The sequence below is a fragment of the Rhizobacter terrae genome (genome assembly GCF_003852895.1).
GTDB lineage: Bacteria > Pseudomonadota > Gammaproteobacteria > Burkholderiales > Burkholderiaceae_C > Albitalea > Albitalea terrae.
The window spans coordinates 679,742-705,339 of sequence record NZ_QUSW01000002.1 but is presented as its reverse complement, the minus strand read 5'-3'; the positions used below and the strand labels follow the sequence as shown (position 1 = coordinate 705,339).

Sequence of the window (25,598 nt, the reverse complement as noted above, 5' to 3'; positions counted from 1 at the left end):
GAGCCTTTTGGCCCTCCCTAACCTTTGAATTCGGACCCCCCAACTCGAAATCCCCCGGATGGGGGTGACACCCCCCGACAGGGATCAGGCCAGCCGCGCCCGGTGCCGCTCGATCTGCTTGAGCACCTGCACGGGCGCCGTCCCGCCGAGCACGTTGCGTGCATTCAGCGAGCCGCGCAAGGTCAGCACATCGAACACATCCTGTTCGATCGATGCATTGAAAGCCTTCAGCGATTCCAAAGGCAGTTCGCTCAGATCCACGCCGAGCTGGATCGCCGACTTCACCGCATGCGCCACCACTTCATGCGCATCGCGGAAGGGCAGGCCCTTCTTCACGAGGTAGTCGGCCAGGTCCGTCGCCGTTGCATAGCCCTTGAGTGCTGCGGCTTCCATCGCTTCCTTCTTCACGACGATGCCGCCTGCCATCTCGGCCATGATGCGCAGCGTGTCGCGCACGGTGTCCACCGTGTCGAACAAGGGTTCCTTGTCTTCCTGGTTGTCCTTGTTGTAGGTGAGCGGCTGGCCCTTCATCAGGGTGAGCAGGCCCATGAGGTGGCCCACCACGCGGCCACTCTTGCCGCGCGCCAGTTCGGCCACGTCGGGGTTGCGCTTTTGCGGCATGATCGACGAGCCGGTGCAGTAGCGGTCGGCCAGGTTGATGAAGCCGAAGTTCTGGCTCATCCACAGCACGATCTCTTCGGCCAGACGCGACACGTGCATCATCGTGATGCTCGCGAAGGACGCGAACTCGATGGCGAAGTCGCGGTCGCTCACCGCGTCCAGGCTGTTCTGGCACACACCGTCGAAGCCCAGCGTCCTGGCCACCATCTCGCGGTCCAGCGGGTAGCTGGTGCCGGCCAGGGCTGCGGCACCCAGCGGCAGGCGGTTCACGCGGCGGCGCACGTCGGCCAGGCGCTCTTCATCGCGCGCGAACATCTCCACGTAGGCCAGCATGTGGTGCGCGAAGCTCACCGGCTGGGCCACCTGCATGTGCGTGAAGCCCGGAAGAATCGTCTCCACGTTCTGGGCGGCCACATCGAGCAGCGCGGACTGCATCTGGCGCAGCAGCGGTGCCAGCGTGTCGATCTCCTCGCGCAGCCACAGCCGCACGTCGGTGGCCACCTGGTCGTTGCGCGAGCGGCCGGTGTGCAACCGCTTGCCCGCGTCGCCCACGAGCTGGGTCAGGCGCGCCTCGATGTTCAGGTGCACGTCTTCGAGGTCGAGCTTCCATTCGAAGGTGCCGGACTCGATCTCCTGCGTGATCTGCGCCATGCCCTTCTGGATGGCCGCGAGGTCGTCCGCACCGATGATCTTCTGCGCTGCCAGCATCTGTGCATGCGCGAGCGACCCGGCAATGTCCGCGCGCCACATGCGCTTGTCGAAGAACACGCTGGAGGTGTAGCGCTTGACGAGATCGCTCATGGGCTCCGAGAACAGGGCAGACCAGGCTTCGGATTTCTTGTCGAGTTGGTTGGAGGACATGGGCGTGGCCGTTGGCGGCTTGGAAGGTGGGAGTGAAAAGAGGACGGAAGCGCGTTTTGAGGCGCCCGGCGGCTCGGGCAGGGCCTCAAGTTGACGACAATGCGAGGCGGTGCAATTCTATCGAGCACCCTCCAGGACAACCCGAACCCCATGCCCCCCGCGCCGGACCCAGGCTTCGCACCCACCATGCACATCCCCACCGAGGAGATGGACGGCCCGCGTGCGAGCGAGATGTTCGGCAGCACGGCCTTTGGCAGCACCATCCTCGACGGCAGCCTGCCCCATGGCGCAGCCGGCCCGTCGCTGTTGTTCGACGTCTGCCACGTGGGCGTGGTGCTGCGGGCCGTGCTGTGCGTCACCCTGGCCGTCTCGGCCGGGTGCCTGTTTGCCGCCGGCGGCTTCGCCTCCTGGCTGGCGCTGGCGGCCATCGGCATGGCCGTGTCCCTGCCGGCGGTGGTTTTCTGGCTGGTGAGTGCTTGCGCGCTGAAGTCCCAATTGCAGCAGCTGCCGCTGTCGGGCCAGTGGCTGGCAGCCCTGGCGCTGGGCGCCCTGAGCGGGGCCTTCGGCTGGTCGCTCGGGCTGCTCACGGGCCTGGAGTTCTTTGACTCGCGCCACACCCTGGCGGCCAGCGTGTGTGGCGTGCTGGGGTCCGCCACCATCTTCCAGTGGCTGCGGCTGCGCGCCCAGGCCCGCCTGCCGGCGGACACCACCGCCAAGCTGGCCGAGCTTCAGTCGCGCATCCGGCCGCACTTCCTGTTCAACACCCTCAACACCGCGCTCAGCCTGGTGCGGCTGGACCCCGCCCGCGCCGAGGGCGTGCTGGAAGACCTGGCCGAGCTGTTCCGCGTGGCGCTGACCAACACCGGCGAGGCCACCACCCTGGCCGACGAGGTCGAGCTGGCCCAGCGCTACCTGGCCATCGAGCAGATCCGCTTCGGCAGCCGGCTGCAGGTGAGCTGGGAGCTCGATGCCGACGCCGGCGCCGCCAAGGTGCCGCCGCTGCTGCTGCAGCCGCTGGTGGAGAACGCCGTACGCCATGGCGTGGAGCCGGCGCCCGATGGCGGCATGATCCGCGTGCGCACCCGCGTCAAGCTCGGGCGCGCCGAACTGTCGATTGCCAACACCGTGCCCCGCGAACCGTCCAGGCCGGGCAACGGCATTGCATTGCGCAACGTGCGAGAACGGCTGAGGCTCATGCATGACGTGGCCTCGCAGTTCGATGCCCATCAGGACGGCAAGGTGTTCCGAGTGCAGATCGTGGTGCCGCTATGACGACCGAACCCGCCTCCGCCAACCTGCGTGTGCTCGTCGTGGACGACGAGGAACTGGCGCGGCTGCGCCTGCGCAGCCTGGTGGGCGATTGCCCGCAGCCCAAGGCCGAGGTCGTGGGCGAGGCGGGCAATGCCACCCAGGCCCTGGTGTGGCTGCAGTCGCAGCACTGCGACCTGATGCTGCTGGACATCCACATGCCCGGTCGCGACGGCATGCAGCTGGCCGCCGAGCTGCGCACCATGCCGTCGCCGCCGGCCATCGTCTTCGTCACCGCGCATGCCGAGCATGCGCTGCAGGCCTTCGAGCTGGAGGCGGTGGACTACCTCACCAAGCCCGTGCGGCGCGAGCGCCTGCATGCGGCCCTGCAGCGCGTGGCCCAGCGCATGGCCATCGCTCCGCCGGTGGTGGCACCCACAGAAGACGCCGAGCCGGTGGTCATCGTGAGCGACCGAGGCCGCGTGGTGCGCGTGCCGGTGTCCGACGTGCTCTACCTCAAGGCGGAGCTGAAGTACGTCACCTTGCGCACCGCGCAGCACACCTACGTGCTCGACGATGCGCTGAGCGACCTGGAGCAGCGCCTGGGCGACCGGTTCATCCGCGTGCACCGCAACGCACTGGTGGCCAAGAAGGCGGTGCGGGCGCTGGAGCGCCGCATCATCGCCGGCACCGACGACGAAGGCGGCGAAAGCTGGGCCGTGCGCGTGGCGCCGGTGGATGAATGGCTGGCCGTGTCGCGCCGCCAGGCCACCGCGGTGCGCGAGGCGCTGGTCGCGGCCGGGTTGTGACCGCTGCGCCACGCGACGCAAACAGCTGGTAACCCCTCGCGGCACGCTCGGCAGTCACAATTCTGCAAAGTCGGGAGACAGGCGCCAAGCCGTCTCCACACACTGCGTAAAACGAGGGGTGGGGACGTGGAAGAGCGTTCACGGCGATGGATTGCCGGAGCAGCCATCGCGGTTCCAATCTTGTTCCTGGTGATCCAGAAGGCGTCGATCAATGCGGCATCGATGCAGCCCGAGCCTGTCCGCAAGGGCAAGGCGCTGGCGGCGGCGAAGCCTGCGTCTTCCGCCAGTTCCGCCGCGCAGGCGTCCGCCATCAACCTGGCTGCACTGGGCTTGCCTGGCGCATTGGGCGCGTCCGCGCCCGCAGCGCCAGGCTGCATGCGCAAGCCCAGCGCCGATCCCCTGTCCCTCGCATCGCCGGCTGACAACCGCCGTGTCCTGGACCGCATGAACCGGGCGTTGTCCGCCTCAGGCGATGCTCGCCTGTCCGCGGCGGCCGGCATGCTCGATGTGTCCGGCCGTGGCATGGGCGAGATCGTCAGCGCGATGGAGCAGGGCGAGAAGGCGTGTTCAGGCAGCAAGGCCAACGAGGCCTCTCCGGCGTGCCGAGAAGCCCGCGAGTCGCAGGTTGCGGCCCATGCCCACCGCGGCGAACTCCTCTCCCCGGTCGCAGACAAGCTGGCTCGCATGGCCCGCGACGGCAAGGATCCCCTGGTGTACGCCATGGCGATGCAGGCCTGCCGCCCGTCCTCGGCCGATGTGTCGGCGCCGGCCTGCGGCCAGCTCTCCACCGAACAGTGGGCTCGCCTGGATCCGGACAACGGGGTGGCCTGGTTGAAGATGCTCGAAGAGGCGATGGCCCGCTCAGACATGGGCACCGCTGCCGAGGCACTGCATCGGCTGTCCCAGGCCAAGCGTGTCGAGTCGCCCGGCTTCATGGTGACCCGGCTGGTGCTGCGAAACCTGCCGGCAGATCTCACTGGCGACGAACGCCTCTTTGCCATGATGCAGTCCAGTGTCGTGTGGATGCAGTGGCAGATGCCCGGCTACCAGCCGCTGGTCAAGATGTGCAGCCCCCAGGCGGTGCGCGATGCCAACCGGGCGCAGACCTGCGAGGCCGTGGCGCACCTGCTGGTGGAGGGCGACCAGTCGGCCCTGGGCAACCTGGTCGGCCTGCGTGTGGGCGAGAACCTGGGGTGGCCCGCTGCCAAGGTGCAGGACATGCGCACCGAAGTGCAGGCCGCACTGATGGCATCTCCCGGCCTTGCCCTGTCGACTGACAAGCCGGTCAACACCTGCGAGCTGACTCGGCAGATGCAGGACTGGCTGGCGCTGGTGTCCGAAAAGGGCGAAGTGAAGGGCTCGCAGGAATACGCGAAGCGAGCCGGGGTGAGCATTGACCAGCTCAAGGCCGATTACCTGCGGCGCATGGAAGTGACCACGGCGGCCCGGCAGGCCACCGCCGCCTCCGCACCCGAAAGGCTCTAGGCGCCGCTCACAGCGAGCCGGGAATGGTGTCGAAGTTGCCGAAGTTCGTGGCGCGCGGCGCCACCGGCGGCTGTGCATCGTGCCGCGCGTGCGCATGGTCCAGCAGGTTCGCCGCTGACGGACGCCCCAGCAGGTAGCCCTGCAGTTCATCGCAGCCGTGCGACTGCAGCCTCGCCAGCTGCTGCGGCGTCTCCACGCCTTCCGCATTCACGCGGATGCCCATCGAGTGCGCCAGCGAGATGATGGACTTCACGATGAGGTCCACCTTCGGGTCCTGCTCCAGGTTCTGCGTGAAGGCGCGGTCGATCTTGAGCTTGTCGAAGGGGAAGCGCCACAGGTAGGCAAGACTCGAATAGCCGGTGCCAAAGTCGTCCATCGCGATGCGCACGCCCAGACCCGTCAGGCCGTGCAGGGTGCGCAGCACCGCGTCGGTGTTGTTGATGAGCAGCGACTCGGTGATCTCCAGGTGCAGCCGGCTGGCGGGCAGGCCGCTCGTGGCCAGGCAGCCTTTCACCGTGCCGACGAGGTCGCCGCGGAACTGTGCGGCCGAGAGGTTCACCGACAGGTCCACCGTGGCCGGCCAGGTGACGGCTTCGAGGCAGGCACGGTTCAACACCCAGGCGCCCAGCTCCTCGATGAGCCCCGCTTCTTCGGCCAGCGGGATGAACACCATCGGCGACACGGCGCCGTGCCTGGGATGCGTCCAGCGCGCCAGGGCTTCATAGCCGGTGAGCGTGGTGCCGTCCGCATCGAACAGCGGCTGGAAGTTCAGGCTCAGCCCGTCGGTCTTCAGGGCATCGCGCAGGTCGCGGATCATCGCGCGGCGCGACTGAAGGCTCTCGTCGGTCTGGGCGTCGTAAAAGCTGTACTGCCCCCGGCCGTTGGACTTGGCGCGGTACAGGGCCAGGTCGGCCTTGTGCAGGAGCTGGTTCGAGTCGGTGCCATCGGTGCCGTAGACCGCGGCGCCGACGCTGGCGCCGCCCAGCACGCGCTGGCCCGCGATCTCGTGGGGCGGGGCCAGCGCGTCCACGACCCGCTGCGCGAGCGTGGTCACGTCCTCGACGCGCCGCACACCGGTCTGCAAGATGGCGAACTCATCGCCGCCCAGGCGGGCCACCTGGTCGAACTGGCGCACCACCGCCTGCAGCCGCCGGGCGACGGCGCACAGGGTTTCGTCGCCGGCGGCATGGCCGAGCGCGTCGTTGACTTCCTTGAAGCGGTCCAGGTCGATGCACAGCACGGCGAAGATCTCCGCGCTGTCGCGGGCACGCCGCTGCGCATCGGCCAGCGCCGCGTTGAAGCTGGCGCGGTTCAGCACGCCGGTCAGCGTGTCGTGGTGCGCCATGTAGCGCACGCGGGCCTCCACCTGCTTCTGCTCATGCCGGCGCAGGCGCAACTGCCAGGCGGCCACGCCCATCAGCAGCACGAACACCGCAGCCACGCCCAGCGCGATGCGGCGGAAGGCGTTGGTGATTCGGCGCGCGCGGGCCGTCTGGTCCACATAGACCTCGACCACGCCGATGACCTGCCCCTTGGAGATCACCGGCACGTAGGCCTCGCTGTAGACCGGCGGGCGCTTCGCGTCGTCACTTCGGTGCAGCTCGATCTGGTTGTGCCCTTGCAGCACCACCTGGCGCACTTCCTCGTTGTCCACCGCGGGCGGACGTGCGGCCAGGCGGACGCTGCCGTCGGCCTCGCGCACGATGTCGTCCGACACCAGGATGGGCCTGCCCTGGTTGTCGTAGAGCTTGAAGCGGAAGATCTCGTTGACCCGCAGCAGTTCGCCCAGCTGCCGCACGCTGGCGGGGCTCACCTGCGCCTGGCGGAACAGCGGGTCCAGGTCGGGTACCGTGTCGCGGATCACCTCGGCCCACTTCAGGGCCGACTGCTCGGCTTCGATGCGCAGGTGGTCTTCAGCAGCGCCCTGGATGGCGGCGAAGATGGCCACCACGGCAGCGATGAGGGCTGCGGCACAGACGATCGCCAGGCGTGCGCTTGCGTTGCGAAGGTTCATGGGGCGTGGCGACCGGCGCCGATGTGCACGGGAAAGGAGTCTTCCGTACTATCGGCCTAGCGGGTCCGGCCTGAAGGGGACCAGGCGCCCTCAGGTCGGCCCGTTCGCGAAAACGGTCACGCCCTGGCAGCGCCCGGCATCGCCGTCAGCCGGTGTTGCGCAGGCCGGCTGCCACGCCGTTGATGGAGATGTGGATGCCGCGCTTGACGCGTTCGGTCGCCGGATCGCCCTCGCGGCGCTGGCGGTAGCGGCGCATCAGCTCGACCTGCAGGTGGTTCAGCGGGTCGAGGTAGGGGAAGCGGTGCTCGATGGACCGCGCCAGCGACGGGTTGGACGCCAGGCGCCGCTTCTCGCCCGTGATGAGCGTCAGAGCGTTGTTGGTGCGCTCCCATTCGGCTTGGATCAGCCCGAAGATGCGCTTGCCCAGCTTCTTGTCTTCGACCAGCTCCACGTAGCGCTGGGCGATGCCCAGGTCGCTCTTGGCGATGACCATGTCCAGGTTGGACATCAGCGTGCGGAAGAAGGGCCACTGCTTGTGCATGCGCTGCAGCAGGGCCAGCCGCTCCTTGCGGGTCTTGCTGTCGGACAGGAATTTCTCGATGGCCGAGCCGAAGCCGCACCAGCCCGGCAGCGCCACGCGGCACTGGCCCCAGCTGAAGCCCCAGGGAATGGCACGCAGGTCCTCGATGGCGCGCGTGGCCTTGCGCGAGGCCGGCCGCGAGCCGATGTTGAGTTCGGCGATCTCGCGGATGGGCGTGGCGCTGAAGAAGTAGTCGGTGAAGCCCGGGGTCTCGTACACCAGCTTGCGGTAGGCCGCATAGCTCGCGTCGCTGATGGCCGCGGCCGTGTCGAGGAAGGCCTTGGGCGCGCTCTTGGTCGGGTGCAGCAGCGTGGCTTCCAGCGTGGCGGCCACCAGCGTCTCCAGGTTGCGCCGGCCGATCTCGGGGTTGGCGTACTTGGAGGCGATGACTTCGCCCTGCTCGGTCAGGCGGATCTGCCCGTTCACCGTGCCCGGAGGCTGCGCGAGGATGGCCTGGTAGCTCGGGCCGCCGCCGCGACCCACCGTGCCGCCGCGGCCGTGGAACAGGCGCAGCGTGATGCCATGCTTGCTGCCCAGCTGGCCGAACAGCTCCACCAGCGCGATCTCGGCGCGGTACAGCTCCCAGTTGCTCGTGAAGGTGCCGCCGTCCTTGTTGCTGTCGCTGTAGCCCAGCATGATGTCCTGCTCGGCGCCGCTGCGCTTCATCATGTCGACGATGCCGGGCAGCTCGTAGAAGGCCCGCATGATGGGCGCGGCGTTGCGCAGGTCGCCGATGGTCTCGAACAGCGGCACGACGATGAGGTCGGTGGTCGCGTGGTCGTCCAGAGTGCCGCGCACGAGGCCGGTCTCCTTGAGCAGCAGCATCACTTCCAGCAGGTCGCTCACGTCCTCGGTGTGCGAGATGATGTAGTGGCGCAGCGCATCGCGGCCGAAGCGCTGCAGCATGGTCAGCGCGCATTCGAAGATGGCGATTTCGCTCTTCGCGTGGTCGCTGTACTCGGCGGCGCGCACGCGCAGCGGGCGGGCGTCGTTGAGCAGGCGCATCAGCAGCTCGCGGCGGGCCGGCTCGGGCAGCGCGCTGTAGTCGGCCTCGATCTTCGCGACCTTCAGCAGCTCGGCGATCACCGCTTCGTGCTTGTCCGAACTCTGGCGCAGGTCCACCGTGGCAAGGTGGAAGCCGAACACCTGCACGGCGCGCATCAGCGGTTGCAGGCGCGGCGAGGTGAGGGCCTTGGCGTGGTGCGAGATCAGCGAGGCCTCGATCACGCGCAGGTCGTTGAGCAGTTGCTCGGACGAGGTGTACGGGTTCTGCGGGGCGACGGCGTGGCGCAGGGCCTCGGTGCCGGTCAGCGCGTGCAGCGTGGCGGCCAGGCGCGCATACACGCCGATCAGCGCGCGGCGGTAGGGCTCGTCCTCGCGGTGCGGGTTGTGGTCGGGCGAGGCTTCGGCCAGCGCACGCATCTCGGCCGACACCGGTGCCAGCGTGGCAGAGATGGACAGCTCCGCGCCCAGTTCGTGCACCTCGGTGAGGTAGTAGCGCAGCACGGTCTCGCTCTGGCGGCGCAGCGCCATCTGCAGCGTGTCGGCGGTGACGAAGGGGTTGCCGTCGCGGTCGCCGCCGATCCAGTTGCCCATGCGGAAGAAGGTGGCGATGTCGTGGCCGGGCAGGGCGTGCTCGACCTCGCGGTACATGCGCGGGATCTGCCGCAGGAAGGTCGCGTGGTAATACGACAGCGCGTTCTCGATCTCGTCGCTCACGGTGAGCTTGGCGGTGCGCAGCATGCGCGTTTGCCACAGCTGCGTAACGCGGGCGCGGATGAGCGCTTCGTTCTCGGAGCGGTCGCGATCGGTGGGCAGGGTGTCGCGCTGGTCCACCAGCTCGGCGATGGCGCGCTCCGCATCGAGAATGCTCTTGCGCTGCACCTCGGTCGGGTGGGCGGTGAGCACGGGCGAGATGTAGGCGTGTTCCAGGGCACGGGCCACGTCGGCGGCGCGGATGCCGGCCTCCGACAGGCGTTCCAGCGACATCGCGAGCGAGCCTTCCTGCAGGTGGCCCTGGCGTTCGTGGTGGTCGCGCCGGCGCACGTGGTGCCGGTCTTCGGCGATGTTGGCCAGGTGCGAGAAGTAGCTGAAGGCGCGGATCACGCTCACCGTCTGGTCGCCGCTCAGGTTCTTGAGCAGCTTGTCCAGCGCCTTGCCGGCCTGTGCGTCGCTCTTGAGCCGGTAGGCCACCGAGAGCTGTCGCACCCGCTCGATCAGCTCGAAGGCCTCCTTGCCTTCCTGCTCGCGGATCACGTCGCCGAGGATGCGTCCCAGCAATCGAATGTCCTCCACCAAGGGGCGGTTCTTTTCTGCGGCGTCCTGGGCGGCGGTCACTCGTGCCATGGGGGTCTCTGGGTGGGTTGTAATTTGGTTACGCGATTTTAGTCGAAGCGGTTACTGGGTCCGAAACCGCCCCTGCTAGCATGCCCGCATGACCGATCGAATCATCATCGCCACCCGCGAAAGCCGCCTCGCGATGTGGCAGGCCGAGCATGTGCGCGACTTGCTCATGCAGCGCTTCGGCGCGCAGGTGGACTTGCTGGGCATGACCACGCGCGGCGACCAGATCCTCGACCGCACGCTGTCGAAGGTGGGCGGCAAGGGCCTGTTCGTGAAGGAGCTGGAGACCGCGCTGGAAGAAGGCCGCGCCAACCTCGCGGTGCATTCGCTCAAGGACGTGCCCATGGACCTGCCCGAGGGCTTCGAGCTCGCGGCGGTGCTCGAGCGCGAGGACCCGCGCGATGCCTTCGTTTCCAACCAGTTCGCGTCGCTGGCCGACCTGCCGCAGGGTGCGCGCGTGGGCACCTCCAGCCTGCGCCGCGTGGTGCAGCTGCGCTCGGTGAGGCCGGACCTGCGGGTGGAGCCGCTGCGCGGCAACCTCGACACGCGGCTGCGCAAGCTCGATGAAGGCCAGCACGATGCGATCGTGTTGGCAGCGGCGGGACTGAAGCGCCTGGGCCTTGCGTCGCGCATCCGTTCGCTGTTCGAGACGGACCAGATGCTGCCCTGCGCCGGCCAGGGCGCCCTGGGCCTGGAAGTGTGTGCCGATGCGGCGCCGCTGCTGGCCATGCTGGGCACGCTGACGCACCGCGGGACCTCGCTGTCCGTGCAGGCAGAGCGCGCGGTGTCGCGCGCACTGGGCGGCAGCTGCAGCATGCCCCTGGCCGCCTTTGCGCAATGGGACGGCGGCACGCTGGTGCTGCGCGCCGCGCTGGGCCACCCGGAGCGCACCGATTCGCCGCTGCTTCGTGCGAGCGTGAAGGCGCCGGTGGCCGATGCGGCCGCGGCCCGCGCACTGGGCGAACAGGCCGCCGCATCGCTGCGCGACCAGGGCGCCTCGGCCTACCTGGCGGCCTGAGCGAACTGGTCTAGACCACATGCGGATCATCGTCACCCGGCCTGCCGCGCAGGCGGCGGTCTGGGTCGACAAGCTCCAGGCACGCGGGCTCGACGCCGTGGCCATGCCGCTGATCGGCATCCAGCCGGCAGCCGACCGCGAGGCGGTGCTCGATGCGTGGCGCGGGCTGCCTTCGCGCCACCTGGTGGTGTTCGTCAGCCCCAATGCGGTGGAGGAGTTCTTCGCCTGCCGGCCTGCCGGCGCGCCGTGGCCGGAGCAGGCGCTGGCCGGCTCCGTGGGCCCCGGCAGCACGCAGGCCTTGCAATCGCATGGCGTCCCGGCCGCGTCCATCGCCGAGCCGCGTGACGATGCGCCGCAATTCGACTCCGAGGCGCTGTGGGCCCAGCTGGCGCATCGCCCATGGGACGGCCGTTCCGTGCTCGTCGTTCGAGGCGATGGGGGCCGCGAATGGTTGGCCGATACCTTGAAGGCCCACGGGGCGCAGGTGGATTTCGTGGCCGCCTATCGCCGAGTGCCCACGGTGCCGGACGATGCGCTGCTGGCGCAGGCCATCGAAAGCCCGAGCAGCCACCTCTGGTTCTTCAGCAGTTCCGAGGCCGTGGCCAACCTGCGCGAGGCACGGCCTGCGCTCGACTGGGCACGCTCGTGCGCCATCGCCACGCATCCGCGCATCGCCCAGCGTGCGCGCGACTGTGGTTTTGGCGTCGTCCATGAGTGCCCCCCCACGCTGGATGGCGTGGTGGCCTGCATACAATCGCTCGCATCGTGAGCGAAGCACCCACCGAAGTCCTCCCTGCCATCGTGAAGCCTGCGGCCGAACCGGTTGCCCGTGCCCCGGGTGTCGATTCGAAATGGCTCTGGGCCTGCGGCGCCTTGCTGGCCGTCCTGGCCGCGGTGTCGCTGACCCTGGCATTCACCGCCCAGCAGAAAGTCTCCACGCTGCAGCAGGAACTCGTGCGCCGCCAGCAGGACAGCCAGGGCGTGTCCAGCGAGGCGCGCATGCTGGCCAAGCAGGCCCAGGAAGGCACGCGCGAGAACGCTGCGAAGATCGCGCTGCTGGAAGCCCGCCTGTCGGAAGTCGCCATCCAGCGCGGGCAGCTCGAGGAGCTCATCCAGTCGCTGTCGCGTTCGCGTGACGAGAACGTGCTGGTGGACATCGACGCCGGCCTGCGCGTGGCCATGCAGCAGACCGCCATCACCGGTAGCGCCGAGCCCCTGGTGGCCGCGCTCAAGCAAGCCGACGAGCGGCTGGCGCGCTACAACCAGCCGCGCCTGGAAGGCGTGCGCCGAGCCATTGCGCGCGACCTCGACAAGGTCAAGGCCGTGGGCGTGGCCGACCTGCCGTCGTTGAGCATCAAGCTCGATGAAGCCGTGCGCATGGTCGACGAACTGCCGCTGCTGTCGGTGGCCGAGCCGCGCAAGGCCGCTTCGGCACCGCCCGCGCCCAAGCCCATGCAGCGCAGCGCGGCGGTGTCGCCGGAAGCCTCTCCCAGCTGGATCAAGAGCTGGAGCGACACCTGGTCCAACGCGTCCGACCGCGTCTGGGGCGAGGTCAAGTCGCTGGTGCGCGTGACCCGCATCGACCACCCGGAGGCCATGCTGCTGGCGCCCGAGCAGGCCTTCTTCGTGCGCGAGAACCTCAAGCTGCGCCTGCTCAATGCGCGGCTGGCGCTGCTCTCGCGGCAATACGACACGGCGCAGTCCGACCTCATGGCGGCGCATGGCGTGCTGGAGAAATACTTCGACCGTTCCTCGCGACGCCTGGTGCTGACGAGCGACCTCATCCGCCAGGTGAGCACCCAGGCCCGCCAGGTGGCGGTGCCGCGCCCTGACGACACCCTGGCCGCCGTGGCGGCCGCCTCCGCAGGCCGATAGGACCCGATGCGCGCCGTCATCTGGTTCCTGCTGCTCTTCGCCGTGGCCGTGGTGGCCGCCGGTACCCTGGGCACCAACGACGGGATCGTCACCGTCTACTGGGGCACCTACCGGCTGGACACGTCGCTCAATCTCTTCCTGCTCGCGCTGGTGGCGACCTGCTTCGTGCTGGTGTCGGTCATCCAGGCGATCAACTCGCTGACCGGCCTGCCCAAGCGCGCCCACGAGTGGCGCGTGGCGCGGCGCGACCGCATTGCCCAGGCCGCGCTGCGCGATGCGCTGGCGCAGTATTTCGGCGGGCGCTACAGCCGTGCACAGTCCGCCTCGCAGAAGGCGCTGGCCATCCAGGCCGACACGCCCGACCTCGTGCAGGACAACGAATTCACCGTGCTGGGCCACCTGCTGGCCGCCGGCAGCGCGCACCGCCTGCAAGACCGTGCCAAGCGCGACGAGCAGCTCAAGCGTGCGCTGGAACTGGCGCGCCACAGCAGCGCTGCGCGTCCGGCGGAAGAGGGTGCACGGCTGCTCGCCGCCGAATGGGCGCTGGACGACCGCGATGCCTCGCGTGCCCTGGAATTGCTGGCCGAACTGCCGCCCGGCGTGTCGCGCCGCACGCATGCCCTGCGCCTGAAGCTGCAGGCCACGCGGCTGGCGAAGCGGCCGCAGGAAGCGCTGAAGACGGCACGGATGCTCGCCAAGCACCAGGGCTTCTCGAAGGTGGCGGCGCAGGGGCTGCTGCGCTCGCTGGCGTCGGAGTCGCTGGCGACTGCGCATGACATCGACCAGTTGCGCCGCATCTGGTTGCAGTTCGACTCGGCCGATCGGCGTGATCCGGTGGTGGCTTCATCGGCGGCCACACGGGCCTCGGAGCTTGGGGCGCCCGAGGAAGGACGTGCCTGGCTGCGAACCTTCTGGGACCGCCTGGGCGAGCTGACGGCCGATGACCGGGCCTGCGTGGCGCAGGGTCTCATCGCTTCGCTGCCGGGCATCGGCCCCGACTGGCTGCAACGTCTTGAGTCCGCCGCGCAGGCCTTCCCGCGCGAGCCGGCCATTGCGCACGCGGTGGGCAGCGCACTGGCCGAGCGAGGCCTCTGGGGCAAGGCGCGTGCGCTGCTGGAATCGGCCGCTGAAGATCCGCGGCTTCCGCTGGAGGAGCGCCGCCATGCACGCCTGTCTCTCGCTCGCCTGGCCGAAGAGGAAGGCGACAACGAACGTGCTGTGCGTTGCTATGAATCTGCAGCAAGGCTTGGCTAGATGAAAAAAGTCGTGCTACACTAGCAGGCTACGCGGCTGTAGCTCAGTTGGATAGAGTACTTGGCTACGAACCAAGGGGTCGTGGGTTCGAATCCTGCCAGCCGCGCCAAAGAGATGAAAAGCCCCAGCAAGTGAAAGCTTGCTGGGGCTTTAGTCCATCTGGGCCTCGACGGCTGCCTGAGAACAGGCCAGGGCCACCGTCAAATTTCTCCACTTTTGCGCGAACCGAAAGACTTCGGCGGGCCGGCGCTGCGGATCGGCAAGGCCGATGCTCCAGAATGACCAAGGGCTGGCAGATCAAGGTCGAGGGGATGAACACATCATCAGTCAGGGCGCAGGGCCTGAAGACGCTGTGCATGGGGGCCGCCATGTCGGCGGGATTCGGGGCGTTTGCCTATCTGCTGAAGATTCACAACCAATCGATCCTTGGCATTGGCTGGGCTGTCCCTGGTGGCATTGCCCTGTCGGGGCTGGTTCAACTGGTCAGCGGGGTGCCCTTTTCGGAATTGAGCACCAAGTGGGACCAACTCCAGGGCTGGCAGCGTGGCGTGCTCGGCACCTTGATCTTTCTCGTTTCTTGCGTGGTGATCTTTGGTGTCTTTGGCCTTGTTGCGATCACTTTCTTTTCGTAGGACGCTCCTGGAGGCTTCGCGTGGACGAGGGCGGTTCCATTCCTATTGAGCAGTCTGCGGACGAGGTGCTCCAGCTTCCTGGGGATGTATTGAATGTCTTGCCTGAGGCGGCGGCTCAATCCGTGCGGTCATGGTGGGAGACGCTGCCGCCCGCCGAACGCCATGAGCTTGTCCTTTCGTGGATGATCCAGGCGGACACCTGCCGCTATGCGCGAGAAGCACAATCCTGGTTTGAGCTGCCGGTACTAGTCGGAGCCCGCTTTCTTCCGCGGGAAAACGATTCGAACGACGATGGTAGCGAATGGAACCAGGATCTCTACGAGTACCTCATCAATCATCCCGAGCTTGCCCTGGTCCAGCACGGCATCGTCCATCACATCTGCACGTCCGAGCCATCGGTGCGGCGAGCCCTGAAGCAAGGCCTCATCGCCGCTGACTTTGAATGCTCGGCGGGGCATGAGGCTTGTCCTGTGAGGCAACTGCTCGCGCACCGGCCTGGTTCGGACGTGAAGCTCTTCGTCCTCTCGCCGGCCGAGCTGGTTCAATTTGGCGGAACGCGTAAGAGATAGGCGTGGGCCTTGGGCTTGCGGCTGCGGCCCCTACCCGTGATGCCGCGTCGCCAGCATCACCAGCACGATCACCCCCAGCACGAACGACACCCCTTTCCAGAACCGCACCGGATGCCGCTCTACCAGCGGCGGCCTCGTGCGACTGAGGAATGCCTGCGTCGGGTGCCGCAGGTCGTGCACGAACTCCGACAAGGCTTCATGGCGCTTGAAGGGGTCGGGGTGAACAGCCTTCTTCAGCACGTCATCGATCCACTTCGGAATCTGCCGGTCCGCGGCCAACACGCTGTCGTAGCGCAGGTTGCGCTGCGCCGTGGCCGTGCGTGCCTTGGCCACGCCGGCGCCGTAGGGCAGTCGGCCCGAGAGCATCTGGTAGGCGATCACGCCCAGCGAGAACTGGTCTGATCGCGCCGTGCCCGCATCGCCGAGAAAATACTCCGGCGCCGTGTACTGCGCCGTGCCCACGATGTCGCCGCGCTCCAGTGGCGTGCTCATCTCCGTGATGCCGGCCACTCGCGCCGCGCCGAAGTCGATGATCTTCACCGTGCCGGTCTTGTCGATCATGACGTTCTCGGGCCGCAGGTCCTGGTGCAGCATCTCCAGGCGGTGGAAGGCCTGCAGCCCGCGCGCGATCTGCTCGACGATGCCGCGCACCGTCTCCACGTCCGGCCGGGGGTGGTCGATCATCCACTGCGCCAGCGTCTGGCCATCGATGAACTCGGTGACGATGTAGAGGCAGCTGCGCTCGCGTTCGGGCGGACATGGCTTGAGCACGTGCGGGCTCTGGATGCGCCGCGCGATCCATTCCTCCAGCAGGAAGCGTTCGAGCAGCGAAGGCTCCGAATGCAGGTCCACCGAGGGCGTCTTCAGAACGACGGTGGTGTCGGTGGCCGTGTCCACCGCCAGGTAGGTGTGGCTGCGGTGGCTCGCATGCAGCTCGCGCACGATGCGGTACCCATCGACGACCGCACGCGCCTCGAAGATCGGCGCCAGCGGCAGTTGCGAGAGCTGCTGCGTGAGTTCACGCGCGCCGTGCTGCGGCAGCTCATCGACCACCACGACCTGCACCGTGAGGTTGTCGGGGCTGCCGTGCTCATGCGCGGCCTGCACGATCTCGCGGGCGGCCTGGTCCAGGTCGCTCGCATGCCTGCGCACGGCCTCGGCCATCGTCGCCGTGTCCACGTGCGCATGCACGCCGTCGGTGGCCAGCACGAAGATGTCGCCCGCCGCGAGCGGCAGCGAGAGGTAGTCGATGTCCAGCCGCGCATTGAAGCCGACCGCGCGGCTCAGGTAGCTCTGGTGCTCGGAGACCTGCACGCGATGGTCGGTGGTCAGTTGCTCCATCGCCCCGTCCTGCAGCCGGTAGACGCGTGCATCGCCGACGTGGAAGACATGCGCGGTGTGGGCCTTGAGAACCAGCGCGCTCAAGGTGCACACATAGCCGCGGTCCATGTTCTCGCGATACGGGCTTTGCTGCGTGCGCGAGTGCAGCCAGGAGTTGGTCGCGGCCAGCATGCGCTCCACCGAGCGCCTGACCGACCACGCCTGCGACGTGCAGTAGTAGTCGTCCAGGAAGCCCATGACCGCGAACTCGCTCGCGACCTGGCTCACGTCGCTGCTGCTGATGCCGTCGGCCAATGCCACCGCCACGCCCTTGGCGCTGAGCAGCGGCTCAGCGGGCGACGAGGCGCCGTAGAAGTCCTGGTTGACCTTCTTGCGCCCCTTGTCGGAATGCTGGCCGACGCGGACCTTCAGCATCAGCCGGCGTTGCGCTTGGGTGCGGTGCGCACGTGCGTCGAGTACAGCGTGAGGCCGGTGAAGGCCAGGCCGCCCACCATGTTGCCCAGCACGGTCGGGATCTCGTTCCAGATGAGGTAGTCCATGATCGAGAACTTTCCGCCCAGCAGCAGGCCCGACGGGAACAGGAACATGTTGACGATCGAGTGTTCGAAGGTCATGTAGAAGAACAGCATGATGGGCATCCACATGGCGATCACCTTGCCGGAAACCGAGGTGGAGACCATGGCGCCGACCACGCCGGTGGACACCATCCAGTTGCACAGCACGCCGCGGATGAACAGCGTGAGCATGCCGGCAGCGCCCCACTTGGCATAGCCCAGCGTCCGGTTCTCGCCGATCACGCCGATGGCATGGCCCACCGCATTGGGCTCGGTGGAGAAGCCGAAGGTCGTCACCGTGGCCATCATCACCGCCACGGTGAAGGCGCCGGCAAAGTTGCCCGCGAACACCAGGCCCCAGTTGCGCAGCACGCCGCCGGCGGTCACGCCGGGGCGCTTGTCCAGCAACGCGAGTGGGCACAGCACGAACACGCCGGTGAGCAGGTCGAAGCCGAAGAGATAGAGGATGCAAAAGCCCACCGGGAAGAGCACGGCGCCCAGGAGCGGCTGGCCGGTCGTCACATTGATGGTCACGGCGAACCACGCGGCCAGGGCCAGGATGGCACCTGCCATGTAGGCGCGAATCAGCGTGTCTCGCGTCGACATGAAGATCTTGGATTCGCCCGCGTCGACCATCTTGGTGACGAACTCGGAGGGCACGAGATAGGCCATTGCTCAGTCCTTGAAAAGGTGCACAGGGGTTGAAGAACGGTGCGGATTCGCAAGAAATGAGCCCGGTTGGTGCACGCCATCTTGGGGCTGATGCGCTCGTTTGATGCGAAGAAACCCGGATGGCCAGCGGGCAAGCCATGCACGGCCTGGCACTGCGGCTGTGCGTGGCCGCCGCTCACCGCCCGCCATTGGTGCCACCGCTGTCAATGCCGCGTCGCGTCAAGCCGGGCGTGGTGGGCCTGCACAATGGCGTCCTCTGCACAGGACTCTGCCGTCGATGCGCACGACACCTTCATCCTTCGCGTTCAAGGCCGCCTTCAGCGCTTTCAGCACCGTGTGGCTCGCGGCTGCAAGCCTTGGCGCTCACGCCCAGGCATCGGGCCCGTCGAACACCGTGACCATGCTGGCCAAGCCGGCGCTGCTGGGCATGCAGTTGTCCGTGCGCCGGGGGCAGCAACTGGGCAAGGTCCCGCCGCAGGTGGCCCAGTGCGTGCAGTCCTTGCGCGAGTCGAGCTTCACCATCGTGCTGGCTTCCTTGCTGGTCGAACGCCTGGAGCCGAAGGAAGTACAGGCGGCCGATGAGTTCTTCGGCACGGCGGTCGGGAAGAAGTACGCCAGGCACACCTTGCTGCAGGTGTACGACGCGGTCGATGAGAAGGCGCCTGAAGCGCTGCCGGATTTCTCCGCGGCCGAATACAAGGAGCTCGAGACCTTCAGCCGGACCAGCGCGGGCGACAAGCTGCTCGTGCGCCGGGTGATGGAGGACGCCGATGCGCGGCAGGCCATCGGCTCGCAGATCCAGTCGCTCTTGAGCTCGTGCGGCGCGAAGCCTTGAGGAGCAGCAAGGCGGCGCCGCGCTCCCGCGCAGCGCCGTCAACTCGGCCAGGGCTTACTTGATCGAGTATGGGTCGCCGTAGGTCTTCCAGCTCAGCGGCGTGTTCAGGTCCAGGTTGCCTTCGTTGAGGAACTTGCGCTGCTCGGTGTCCACGCGGCTGGTGTCATCGTGGGCGGCCTCGGTCAGCATCGCGGCCTTGCGGGCATCGAGGAAGGCGTTGAGGTACTTGGTCTCGTCACCGCCTTGCGCCGGCGTCTTGGCCTTGCTCATGGCCGTCTTGCGGATGCCGCCGAAGCTCACCGGGTCGGTGCCTGGGCCGTGCATGACGATGGCGTCGTAGTAGATGAACTGGCCCAATGCGCGCAGGCCGTCGGCCTTGGCCTGGCTCACCGCGGGGTTGAAGTAGACGCGGTCACGCTCGCTGTCCTGCGTCTGCTGGAAGGCCGTGTCCTTGGCGGCCGTCTTCCAGGCGCTGGTGAAGTTCGGGTCCAGCCCGCTGTGCGAGGCGGTGCCGTTCACCTTGCGCAGCGCGGGCAGGTAGCCGGCCAGCACGTTGCCCGGCTTGCGGCGGGTGTAGGCGTCGACGAGGTCGAGCATGTCGCCCGTGCCCGAGCAGAAGCCGATGATGCCCGCCGTGTAGCCGCGGCCGTCCTTGATGTCCTCGATGTAGGCGTACTGCGCGCGCCAGTCGAGTGACGAGTTCTCTGCGCTGGACACCAGCTCCATCGCGATTTCTTTCTTGCGTGGATCGGTCAGGTCTTGCGACGAGGGGGCCGGTGCGGGCGCTGGCGCAGGGGCCGGGGCCGGAGAAGGTGCAGGAGCAGGAGCAGGAGCAGGAGCAGGAGCAGGAGCAGGAGCAGGAGCAGGAGCAGGAGCAGGAGCCGGGCTCGGCGCGGGCGCCGGGGCAGGTGATGGCGCCGGGGTGGGGGCGGGAGCAGGTGCCGGCGGAGGCGGGGCGCTGCTGCTGCCCAGGTCGGTCCACAGGCTCTGGGTCGTCGGATTCCAGCCCGTGCCGGTGTAGTCGGTCTGGTCGACCAGGGCCCGGTAGTCATGGCCGTTGTACGAGACCAGCGTGCCGGCCTTGTAGAAGGTGTCGGCCTTCCAGGCCGGATAGGCGGCGTAGCCGGCGGACGCCAGCAGGGCCAGTGACAGCGCGCTGAGGACGCGCAGTTTCGGAGCAAGGCGAATATCGCGCATGAAAAGGATCTCCTTGAATATTCAATCGGGCGATGAAGGCGGCCCCGGAAAAGTCTGAATCAAATAGCAGATCCGTCTTTTCTTTGATTTTCAGAAGCCGGTGACAGAAAACAAAAAGGCGTATCCATATTTGAAAACACCTTGTCCGAACTGCGGTTTTGGTGGGTGGAAATTGCCACGTCGGGCACCAGTTTCCATGTGGGGCCGGGGCGCTTGTGGCGTGCCGGGGTGCGGCGAATCATAGTGTCGCGGTCATCGATGGATATAAGTAAATACCATCCAAGTACCAGTATGTTTAAGGCTAATTGGGCTAAATGAATATCAAAAGTTTTCCACGCGCCCAAACCTGAAGTCGATGCCAAGGCCGCAGTGGCGGCATGCACGGGTTCAGGCACACAATGCCAGGCGGCTTGGCACGGAGGCGCAGATGGCATTCGACGGCCTGCTGAAACGAACCTGCAGCGTGCTGGCCGGCACGCTCATGGCCCTGGCTCCATGGCCCGCGGCCTCGCAGGCCGACACCCGCCCGGTGGTCAAGGCCTGCGGCCACCACGACTACCCGCCCTGGAACTGGGAGCACGATGGCCAGATCGTCGGCGCTTGCGCGTCCATTGCCACGCGGGCGATCGAGCGTCTGGGCTACCGCGTCGACCTGCGCTACCTGGGGCCCTGGAAGCGATGCCAGGTGCTGGTCGAGACCGGGCAGGCCGACGTCAACATCTGTGCCTTCAGCAATTCGGAGCGCCTGGCGCGCACCGTGATCGTCGAGCCCCGGATGGGGCAGAACCTCATCGCGGTCTTTTACCGCCAGGGTGCCCGAGACCCATCGTGGTTCCACCAGTGGGACGACCTGCGCGGCCTGAGGACGGGTCTGATCATCGGCGTGAGCATGGGGCCGGAGTTCGACGATTTCCTGTCCCGCCACACCACCGTCGAGCGCGTAGCCAACCTGGACAGCGTGATGAAGATGCTGAGCCTGGGCCGCGTGGACATCGCGCCCTTCGGACTGGAAGCCGGCCGGATTGCGCTCGATTCACTGGGCCTGAACGAGCGCGTCGTGCCGGCGATACGGCCGGCGCTGGTGGGAGACCTCTACCTCTTCATCGCGAAGAACTCGCCGCTGGCCGCTCGCGTGGACGAGATCGGGGCGTACTTCCTGCGGCGAGACTACGCCGATGAACTGGCCCACGAACTCGCGTTCTACCGCAAGGCCTACGTGACGGACCACCCCGTGCGGCAGTGACCGGGCCTGCTGACATCGCTCCAGCCTCAGCCTTCCAGCGGCAGGCCCACGTAGTTCTCCGCCATCGCCGCCGAGGCAGCCGGGGAGTTCACCAGGTAGTCGAGTTCGGCATGCTGCAGCTGCTGCCCCATCTCGCCGGTGTCGGGGAAACGGTGGGTCAGCGAAGTGAACCACCATGAGAAGCGCGATGCCTTCCACACGCGGCGCAGGCAGCGCGCGGAGTAGTGGTCCAGCCCGGCCGGCGAGTGTTCCGCGTAGTGCTCGATCAGTGCGCTGGACAGGTAGTGCACGTCGGAGGCGGCCAGGTTCAGGCCCTTGGCCCCGGTGGGCGGCACGATGTGCGCGGCATCGCCCGCGAGGAAGAGCCGGCCGTGGCGCATCGGCTCGGTCACGAAGCTGCGCAGCGGGGCGATGCTCTTCTCGATGGACGGACCGGTCTGCAGCGCCTGCGCGGTCGCGGAGTCCAGGCGCTTGCGCAGCTCATCCCAGAAGGCATCGTCGCTCCACTGCTCGGCCTTGTCGTCCGACGGGCACTGGATGTAGTAGCGCGAACGCGAATGCGAGCGCATCGAGCACAGCGCGAAGCCGCGCGCGTGGTTCGAATAGATCAGCTCCTCGGACACCGGTGGCCGGTCGACCAGCACGCCCAACCAGCCGAAAGGGTAGACGCGCTCGAAGGTCTTGAGCACGTCGGCCGGAATGCTCGCGCGGCTCACGCCATGGAAGCCGTCGCAGCCGGCGATGAAATCGCAGTCCAGCGTGTGGTGTTCTCCTTGATGGGTGAACGTCACGTGCGGCTTGTTCCCGGCGATGTCGTGCAGCTGCACGTCCTTTGCCTCGTAGAACGTGGTGTGGCCGCCCTCGCGGCGCGCATCCATCAGGTCGCGGGTGACCTCGGTCTGCCCGTACACCGTCACGGTCTTGCCACCGGTGAGCGCCTTCATGTCGATGCGGTGGCGCTGCCCGTCGAAGCACAGCTCGAAGCCGTCATGCACCAGGCCTTCGTGCCGCAGGCGCTGGTCCACGCCGGCGGCCGCCAGCAGGTCGACCGTGGTCTGCTCCAGCACGCCCGCGCGGATGCGGCCCAGCACGTAGTCGCCCGACTGCCGCTCGACGATGACGTTGTCGATGCCCGAGCGCGCGAGGATCTGCCCGAGGAGCAACCCCGACGGACCGGCACCGATGATTGCGACCTGTGTGCGCATGTGCAAAAAGAGCGAGATGGATGCAGCGAAGCGTAGGCCGGCATCGTGCACCGGACAATGGACCGGTGCGGCCTTTCATTGCACATTTCGAACATCGCGTATGCTGGACGCATGGCGGTTCTGACCCTGCCCGAAGCGATCCTCCTGCTGGCGCTGCCGCTCGCGGCAGCAGGGGTGACCCTCTTCGCGCGGCAGCGGCGCGCCCTTCGCGAATGCCAGCTGGCGGTGGCGGCGCACCAGCGCGCCGAAGCCCGCATGCGCGAGATCATCGACAGCCTGCCTGCGCGCATTTCGCAATTCGACCGCCAGGAGCGCGTGCTCTACGCCAACCGCTATTGCGGGGTCGTCTACCGCTGCGACCCGGCCGACCTGGTGGGCAAGACCATCCGCGAGGTGCGCGGCGACAAGGCCTACGCCACGATCAAGACCTACATCGACCGCGTGCTGGCCGGCGAACACGTGAGCTACGAACATGCGCTCGAACGCGACGGCGAACTGCGCCACTACCAGCAGGACTACGTGCCCGACGTCGATGCCGCCGGCCGGGTGCAGGGCTTCTACTCCGTCTCGTTCGAGATCACCGACCGCCAGCGTGCCGCCGAAGTCCTGGACCGCCTGACGCGCACCGACCCGCTCACCGGACTCATGAACCGGCGCGAGTTCGAGCAGCGCCTGCCCGAGGCCGTGGCGCGCTGCCGTCGCTTCGGCAAGCCGATGGCGCTGCTGTTCCTGGACGTCGATCACTTCAAGGCCGTCAACGACACCTTCGGCCACGCGACCGGTGACGAGGTGCTCAAGGCCTTCGCCCACCAGCTCGCTGGTGCGGTGCGCCAGACCGACACCGTGGCGCGGCTGGCGGGCGACGAGTTCGTCGTGATCCTGGAGGCGCTGACAAGGGCAGATGAAGCCGCGCTCGTGGCGCAGAAGATCGTGCAGGCCGTGAACCAACCCTTCGATGGCGCCGCCGCGGTGCGGCAGGTGTCGGCCAGCGCAGGGCTGGCCTTGCACGACGGCGGCGAGTCCACGGCCGAGCAGTTGCTCGCGCGTGCTGACGCTGCGCTCTACGACGCGAAGGCGGCGGGGCGCAACACCTTCTGCGTGAGATGAGCGCCGAGCGCAGCGATCGCGATGACCATGTTCCCGTGTGGGACGCGGCCGTGCGCGTTGGCCACTGGCTGCTGGCGGGCCTGGTCGTTTTCAATCTCATCGCCGAGGACGGCGGTTGGTGGCACCGCGCGCTGGGCTACATCGCGGCAGGTGTGGTCGTTCTGCGGTTGACGTGGGCGCTCTTTGCGTCGGGTGGCGGCGGCATCGCTGCGCTGAAGCCGTCGCTTCGCGAGACGCTCGCCTACCTCCGCGCACGTGCGCCGCGTCGCATCGACCATGACCCGCTGGGCGTCTGGATGGTGTGGCTGCTGTGGTTGCTGGTCCTGCTGCTGGGCCTGACCGGCTGGATGAGCCGCTGGGACATGTTCTGGGGCGATGACCGCGTGCTCATCGCCCACGCCTGGCTGGCCGATGCGCTGATGGTGGCCGTGCTGCTGCACCTGCTGGGCGTTCTGGTGATGAGCATCGTGTGGCGCGAGAACCTGCCCGGGGCGATGGTGACAGGGCGCAAGCGGCGTCCGGACTGACACGCACCCGCCTGGCCCCGCGCGCTATGCTCGCTGCACAACAATCGGGTGCGGGGGCATCACGTGAGCGCATGGCTGAGGGGATGGTTCGTCACACTGTGCATGGTCCTGGCGTCGACGGCCATGGCCGTCAAGCCTGCCGGGCCGGAGCCAGGCACCTTTGACGAAGCCCTGAGGGCCACACCTGCCGGTACCCGGCTGGGGGATGCAGGCGGCGTGGTCCGTGCGCTCAAGGAGATGGGCCAGCCGCAGCAGGCCGAGGCCCTGCGCCGCGAACTGCTGACCCTGTACATCCGCAAGCTCGACGGCACGCCGCCCGAAGCAGGGCTGACGCTGGGCCAGCTCATCGACCGCGGGCTGAAGCGTCCGTCGTCCGACCCTGAACTCGCCGCTGCCTGGCAACGCGCCTACCAGCGCTCCGTCGCCTTCGAGTGGGACGACCTGCAGTCGCCGTTGCCACCGGGGCTGATGCCCTACAAGAACCAGATCGAGCCGGGCTGGCTCGTGCGTTCCGGTCCTGGTGTGTGGACGATGCACGGCAGCTGGGAGACCCTCTACCTCGCGCTGCGCCTGAAGAACACGACGGATGAAGCGCTGCCGCTGTTCGACATGACCCTGTCCCTCGCCGGCGGCGGCAGCATGCCGGCGCTGCAATGCAGTCCCGACCCTCGGCCGGCGGACTCTGCCTGGGTCGGCCAGTGGCGGTTGCCGGCTGGCGGCAGCAAGGCACTGCTGTGCAAGACCGAAGGCATCGCCCCCAAGGCCCTGGGTGCCTTGCCCGAACGCTTGTCCGTGTTGGTCGATGCCGCACGGCTCGGCGGCCCGCAGCCCACGCTGGTGCTGCCCGACTTCGCGCAGCCGCAGGTGCAGGCGCGACTGGAGGGCGCGCTGTCGGCGGCGAGATTGAGTGACCCGGGCGAGGCTTGGCTGCGCGCGTGGAAGCAGGTGCAGGAACGTCCGTCCTGGCGCTGGCAGGCGTCCACGCAGGCCATGCATGCGCCCAACCTCGTTCCGCCGCCGCCCACCCTCTGGGAGCGTGTCCTTGCCTTGTTCGCGCCGATGAAGTTCGCCCTCATGTGCACCGTCGGCGCGCTGCTGGTGTTCGCGCTTGTTCGGGCGATGGACCACCTGGGCGCGCCGGACCTCGTCAGCGGGCTCGTCGGCATTGCCCTGCTGGCCGGCATCACGATGCTGATCACCGGACGGGTCCACCTCGACAGCAGCGCGCAGGGCGTCGTCGAGGCCCTCTCCGTGAGCTTCGTCTTCGGCTCGATGGCGATCGGCGTGCTGTTGCTGCTCGCGCTGCACCGCTTCCTCGACCAGGAGGAGGTGAGCTGGACGCAGACGGTGGTTCTGGGCTGGGCCCGCATGCTCGACTGGCGCGGTGAATCCGGCCGCGCGGAGTTCTGGGGCTTCCTCGCCCATGCAGCCTGGATCTGGACCATGGCCAATGCATTTTTCGGCGGCTTGAAGTGGCTGGTGCTGGCGCTGCTGCTGCCGCCCGCCGCCGCGCTGGTGTTGCGGCGTCTGCGCGCCATTCCATTGAGTGACGTGCTGGTCGGCAGCGCAGTGGTCCTTCTCTGGGTGATCACGCTGAAGACCTGAGGA

At 67.8% G+C, this 25,598-nt stretch carries 22 protein-coding genes and 1 tRNA gene; 15 read left to right on the top strand and 8 right to left on the bottom strand.

What is annotated here, in order from left to right; all coding sequences use genetic code 11:
- Nucleotides 1-84: 84 nt before the first annotated feature.
- A complete protein-coding gene (gene argH / locus DZC73_RS10305) occupies nt 85-1,482 on the bottom strand; it encodes an argininosuccinate lyase (protein WP_124540126.1) in 1,398 nt (465 codons plus the stop codon).
- Between the two features lie 150 nt (nt 1,483-1,632).
- Here argH and DZC73_RS10300 point away from each other — a divergent pair, with 150 nt between their 5' ends.
- The 3 genes from DZC73_RS10300 (at nt 1,633) to DZC73_RS10290 (ending at nt 5,024) form a co-directional block, all read left to right on the top strand.
- On the top strand, nt 1,633-2,754 hold the full coding sequence (locus tag DZC73_RS10300; protein ID WP_235835066.1) for a sensor histidine kinase: 1,122 nt from the start codon (nt 1,633-1,635) through the stop codon (nt 2,752-2,754).
- A complete protein-coding gene (locus DZC73_RS10295; protein ID WP_124540125.1) occupies nt 2,751-3,539 on the top strand; it encodes a LytR/AlgR family response regulator transcription factor in 789 nt (262 codons plus the stop codon). The genes DZC73_RS10300 and DZC73_RS10295 overlap by 4 nt, the downstream gene beginning before the upstream one ends.
- Nucleotides 3,540-3,719: 180 nt before the next feature.
- Entirely contained in the window at nt 3,720-5,024 is a 1,305-nt protein-coding gene (locus DZC73_RS10290) for a hypothetical protein (RefSeq protein WP_124540124.1), read from the top strand.
- 7 nt (nt 5,025-5,031) lie between these two features.
- Here the strand turns inward: DZC73_RS10290 and DZC73_RS10285 are convergent, their stop codons facing one another.
- Both DZC73_RS10285 and ppc read right to left on the bottom strand, forming a co-directional pair.
- A complete protein-coding gene (locus DZC73_RS10285; RefSeq protein ID WP_124540123.1) occupies nt 5,032-7,038 on the bottom strand; it encodes a putative bifunctional diguanylate cyclase/phosphodiesterase in 2,007 nt (668 codons plus the stop codon).
- A gap of 145 nt (nt 7,039-7,183) precedes the next feature.
- Nucleotides 7,184-9,964 (bottom strand): phosphoenolpyruvate carboxylase, encoded by a 2,781-nt coding sequence (ppc, locus tag DZC73_RS10280; protein WP_124540122.1) that lies wholly within the window; start codon nt 9,962-9,964, stop codon nt 7,184-7,186.
- An 88-nt stretch (nt 9,965-10,052) separates the two neighbouring features.
- On the opposite strand from ppc, the gene hemC reads away from it, so the two are divergent.
- The 7 genes from hemC to DZC73_RS10245 all read left to right on the top strand — a co-directional run bounded on the left by hemC (nt 10,053) and on the right by DZC73_RS10245 (nt 15,309).
- Entirely contained in the window at nt 10,053-10,979 is a 927-nt protein-coding gene (gene hemC / locus DZC73_RS10275) for a hydroxymethylbilane synthase (RefSeq protein ID WP_124540121.1), read from the top strand.
- Between the two features lie 19 nt (nt 10,980-10,998).
- The gene (locus DZC73_RS10270; RefSeq protein WP_124540120.1) at nt 10,999-11,748 is read left to right on the top strand and encodes a uroporphyrinogen-III synthase; all 750 of its coding nucleotides are present in this window, start codon (nt 10,999-11,001) and stop codon (nt 11,746-11,748) included.
- The gene (locus tag DZC73_RS10265; RefSeq protein ID WP_198414819.1) at nt 11,745-12,854 is read left to right on the top strand and encodes a uroporphyrinogen-III C-methyltransferase; all 1,110 of its coding nucleotides are present in this window, start codon (nt 11,745-11,747) and stop codon (nt 12,852-12,854) included. Before DZC73_RS10270 ends, DZC73_RS10265 begins: the two co-directional genes overlap by 4 nt.
- Nucleotides 12,855-12,860: 6 nt before the next feature.
- On the top strand, nt 12,861-14,108 hold the full coding sequence (locus DZC73_RS10260; protein ID WP_124540119.1) for a heme biosynthesis HemY N-terminal domain-containing protein: 1,248 nt from the start codon (nt 12,861-12,863) through the stop codon (nt 14,106-14,108).
- Between the two features lie 32 nt (nt 14,109-14,140).
- Nucleotides 14,141-14,217 (top strand) — tRNA-Arg (locus DZC73_RS10255).
- A gap of 169 nt (nt 14,218-14,386) precedes the next feature.
- Nucleotides 14,387-14,740, top strand: coding sequence for a hypothetical protein (locus tag DZC73_RS10250; RefSeq protein WP_124540118.1), 354 nt, complete (start codon nt 14,387-14,389; stop codon nt 14,738-14,740).
- A 20-nt stretch (nt 14,741-14,760) separates the two neighbouring features.
- Nucleotides 14,761-15,309, top strand: coding sequence for a hypothetical protein (locus tag DZC73_RS10245; RefSeq protein ID WP_124540117.1), 549 nt, complete (start codon nt 14,761-14,763; stop codon nt 15,307-15,309).
- Between the two features lie 30 nt (nt 15,310-15,339).
- On the opposite strand, the gene DZC73_RS10240 is transcribed toward DZC73_RS10245, so the two are convergent.
- Nucleotides 15,340-17,064 (bottom strand): bifunctional protein-serine/threonine kinase/phosphatase, encoded by a 1,725-nt coding sequence (locus DZC73_RS10240; protein ID WP_124540116.1) that lies wholly within the window; start codon nt 17,062-17,064, stop codon nt 15,340-15,342.
- On the bottom strand, nt 17,064-17,876 hold the full coding sequence (locus DZC73_RS10235) for a formate/nitrite transporter family protein (RefSeq protein ID WP_124540115.1): 813 nt from the start codon (nt 17,874-17,876) through the stop codon (nt 17,064-17,066). The genes DZC73_RS10240 and DZC73_RS10235 overlap by 1 nt, the downstream gene beginning before the upstream one ends.
- Before the next feature lie 277 nt (nt 17,877-18,153).
- On the opposite strand from DZC73_RS10235, the gene DZC73_RS10230 reads away from it, so the two are divergent.
- On the top strand, nt 18,154-18,711 hold the full coding sequence (locus DZC73_RS10230; RefSeq protein ID WP_124540114.1) for a hypothetical protein: 558 nt from the start codon (nt 18,154-18,156) through the stop codon (nt 18,709-18,711).
- Nucleotides 18,712-18,765: 54 nt separating this feature from the next.
- Here DZC73_RS10230 and DZC73_RS30585 read toward each other — a convergent pair whose 3' ends face one another.
- Together DZC73_RS30585 and DZC73_RS10220 are read right to left on the bottom strand one after the other, a co-directional pair.
- The gene (locus tag DZC73_RS30585; RefSeq protein ID WP_124540113.1) at nt 18,766-19,908 is read right to left on the bottom strand and encodes a chitosanase; all 1,143 of its coding nucleotides are present in this window, start codon (nt 19,906-19,908) and stop codon (nt 18,766-18,768) included.
- A gap of 59 nt (nt 19,909-19,967) precedes the next feature.
- A complete protein-coding gene (locus DZC73_RS10220; protein ID WP_161974533.1) occupies nt 19,968-20,342 on the bottom strand; it encodes a hypothetical protein in 375 nt (124 codons plus the stop codon).
- On the opposite strand from DZC73_RS10220, the gene DZC73_RS10215 reads away from it, so the two are divergent.
- Nucleotides 20,336-21,151, top strand: a complete 816-nt coding sequence (locus DZC73_RS10215) for a substrate-binding periplasmic protein (protein WP_161974532.1) — start codon at nt 20,336-20,338, stop codon at nt 21,149-21,151. The two genes, DZC73_RS10220 and DZC73_RS10215, sit on opposite strands and share 7 nt — an antisense overlap.
- Before the next feature lie 26 nt (nt 21,152-21,177).
- Here DZC73_RS10215 and pobA read toward each other — a convergent pair whose 3' ends face one another.
- The gene (gene pobA / locus DZC73_RS10210; protein ID WP_124540110.1) at nt 21,178-22,356 is read right to left on the bottom strand and encodes a 4-hydroxybenzoate 3-monooxygenase; all 1,179 of its coding nucleotides are present in this window, start codon (nt 22,354-22,356) and stop codon (nt 21,178-21,180) included.
- Between the two features lie 111 nt (nt 22,357-22,467).
- On the opposite strand from pobA, the gene DZC73_RS10205 reads away from it, so the two are divergent.
- From DZC73_RS10205 to DZC73_RS10195, 3 genes are all read left to right on the top strand, one after another.
- Entirely contained in the window at nt 22,468-23,463 is a 996-nt protein-coding gene (locus DZC73_RS10205) for a GGDEF domain-containing protein (RefSeq protein WP_161974531.1), read from the top strand.
- Nucleotides 23,460-23,990 (top strand): cytochrome b/b6 domain-containing protein, encoded by a 531-nt coding sequence (locus tag DZC73_RS10200; RefSeq protein WP_124540108.1) that lies wholly within the window; start codon nt 23,460-23,462, stop codon nt 23,988-23,990. Before DZC73_RS10205 ends, DZC73_RS10200 begins: the two co-directional genes overlap by 4 nt.
- Before the next feature lie 123 nt (nt 23,991-24,113).
- On the top strand, nt 24,114-25,595 hold the full coding sequence (locus DZC73_RS10195) for a hypothetical protein (protein ID WP_124540107.1): 1,482 nt from the start codon (nt 24,114-24,116) through the stop codon (nt 25,593-25,595).
- The last annotated feature ends 3 nt before the right edge of the window (nt 25,596-25,598 follow it).

Excerpts from the sequence above, each read along its gene's own strand:
- argH (WP_124540126.1), bottom strand. The coding sequence starts at position 1,482 with ATGTCCTCCAACCAACTCGACAAGAAATCCGAAGCCTGGTCTGCCCTG.
- DZC73_RS10300 (WP_235835066.1), top strand. The coding sequence starts at position 1,633 with ATGCCCCCCGCGCCGGACCCAGGCTTCGCACCCACCATGCACATCCCC.
- DZC73_RS10295 (WP_124540125.1), top strand. The coding sequence starts at position 2,751 with ATGACGACCGAACCCGCCTCCGCCAACCTGCGTGTGCTCGTCGTGGAC.
- DZC73_RS10285 (WP_124540123.1), bottom strand. The coding sequence starts at position 7,038 with ATGAACCTTCGCAACGCAAGCGCACGCCTGGCGATCGTCTGTGCCGCA.
- ppc (WP_124540122.1), bottom strand. The coding sequence starts at position 9,964 with ATGGCACGAGTGACCGCCGCCCAGGACGCCGCAGAAAAGAACCGCCCC.
- hemC (WP_124540121.1), top strand. The coding sequence starts at position 10,053 with ATGACCGATCGAATCATCATCGCCACCCGCGAAAGCCGCCTCGCGATG.
- DZC73_RS10270 (WP_124540120.1), top strand. The coding sequence starts at position 10,999 with ATGCGGATCATCGTCACCCGGCCTGCCGCGCAGGCGGCGGTCTGGGTC.
- DZC73_RS10260 (WP_124540119.1), top strand. The coding sequence starts at position 12,861 with ATGCGCGCCGTCATCTGGTTCCTGCTGCTCTTCGCCGTGGCCGTGGTG.
- DZC73_RS10250 (WP_124540118.1), top strand. The coding sequence starts at position 14,387 with ATGACCAAGGGCTGGCAGATCAAGGTCGAGGGGATGAACACATCATCA.
- DZC73_RS10240 (WP_124540116.1), bottom strand. The coding sequence starts at position 17,064 with ATGCTGAAGGTCCGCGTCGGCCAGCATTCCGACAAGGGGCGCAAGAAG.
- DZC73_RS10235 (WP_124540115.1), bottom strand. The coding sequence starts at position 17,876 with ATGGCCTATCTCGTGCCCTCCGAGTTCGTCACCAAGATGGTCGACGCG.
- DZC73_RS10230 (WP_124540114.1), top strand. The coding sequence starts at position 18,154 with ATGCGCACGACACCTTCATCCTTCGCGTTCAAGGCCGCCTTCAGCGCT.
- DZC73_RS30585 (WP_124540113.1), bottom strand. The coding sequence starts at position 19,908 with ATGCGCGATATTCGCCTTGCTCCGAAACTGCGCGTCCTCAGCGCGCTG.
- DZC73_RS10215 (WP_161974532.1), top strand. The coding sequence starts at position 20,336 with ATGGCATTCGACGGCCTGCTGAAACGAACCTGCAGCGTGCTGGCCGGC.
- DZC73_RS10220 (WP_161974533.1), bottom strand. The coding sequence starts at position 20,342 with ATGCCATCTGCGCCTCCGTGCCAAGCCGCCTGGCATTGTGTGCCTGAA.
- pobA (WP_124540110.1), bottom strand. The coding sequence starts at position 22,356 with ATGCGCACACAGGTCGCAATCATCGGTGCCGGTCCGTCGGGGTTGCTC.
- DZC73_RS10205 (WP_161974531.1), top strand. The coding sequence starts at position 22,468 with ATGGCGGTTCTGACCCTGCCCGAAGCGATCCTCCTGCTGGCGCTGCCG.
- DZC73_RS10200 (WP_124540108.1), top strand. The coding sequence starts at position 23,460 with ATGAGCGCCGAGCGCAGCGATCGCGATGACCATGTTCCCGTGTGGGAC.
- DZC73_RS10195 (WP_124540107.1), top strand. The coding sequence starts at position 24,114 with ATGGCCGTCAAGCCTGCCGGGCCGGAGCCAGGCACCTTTGACGAAGCC.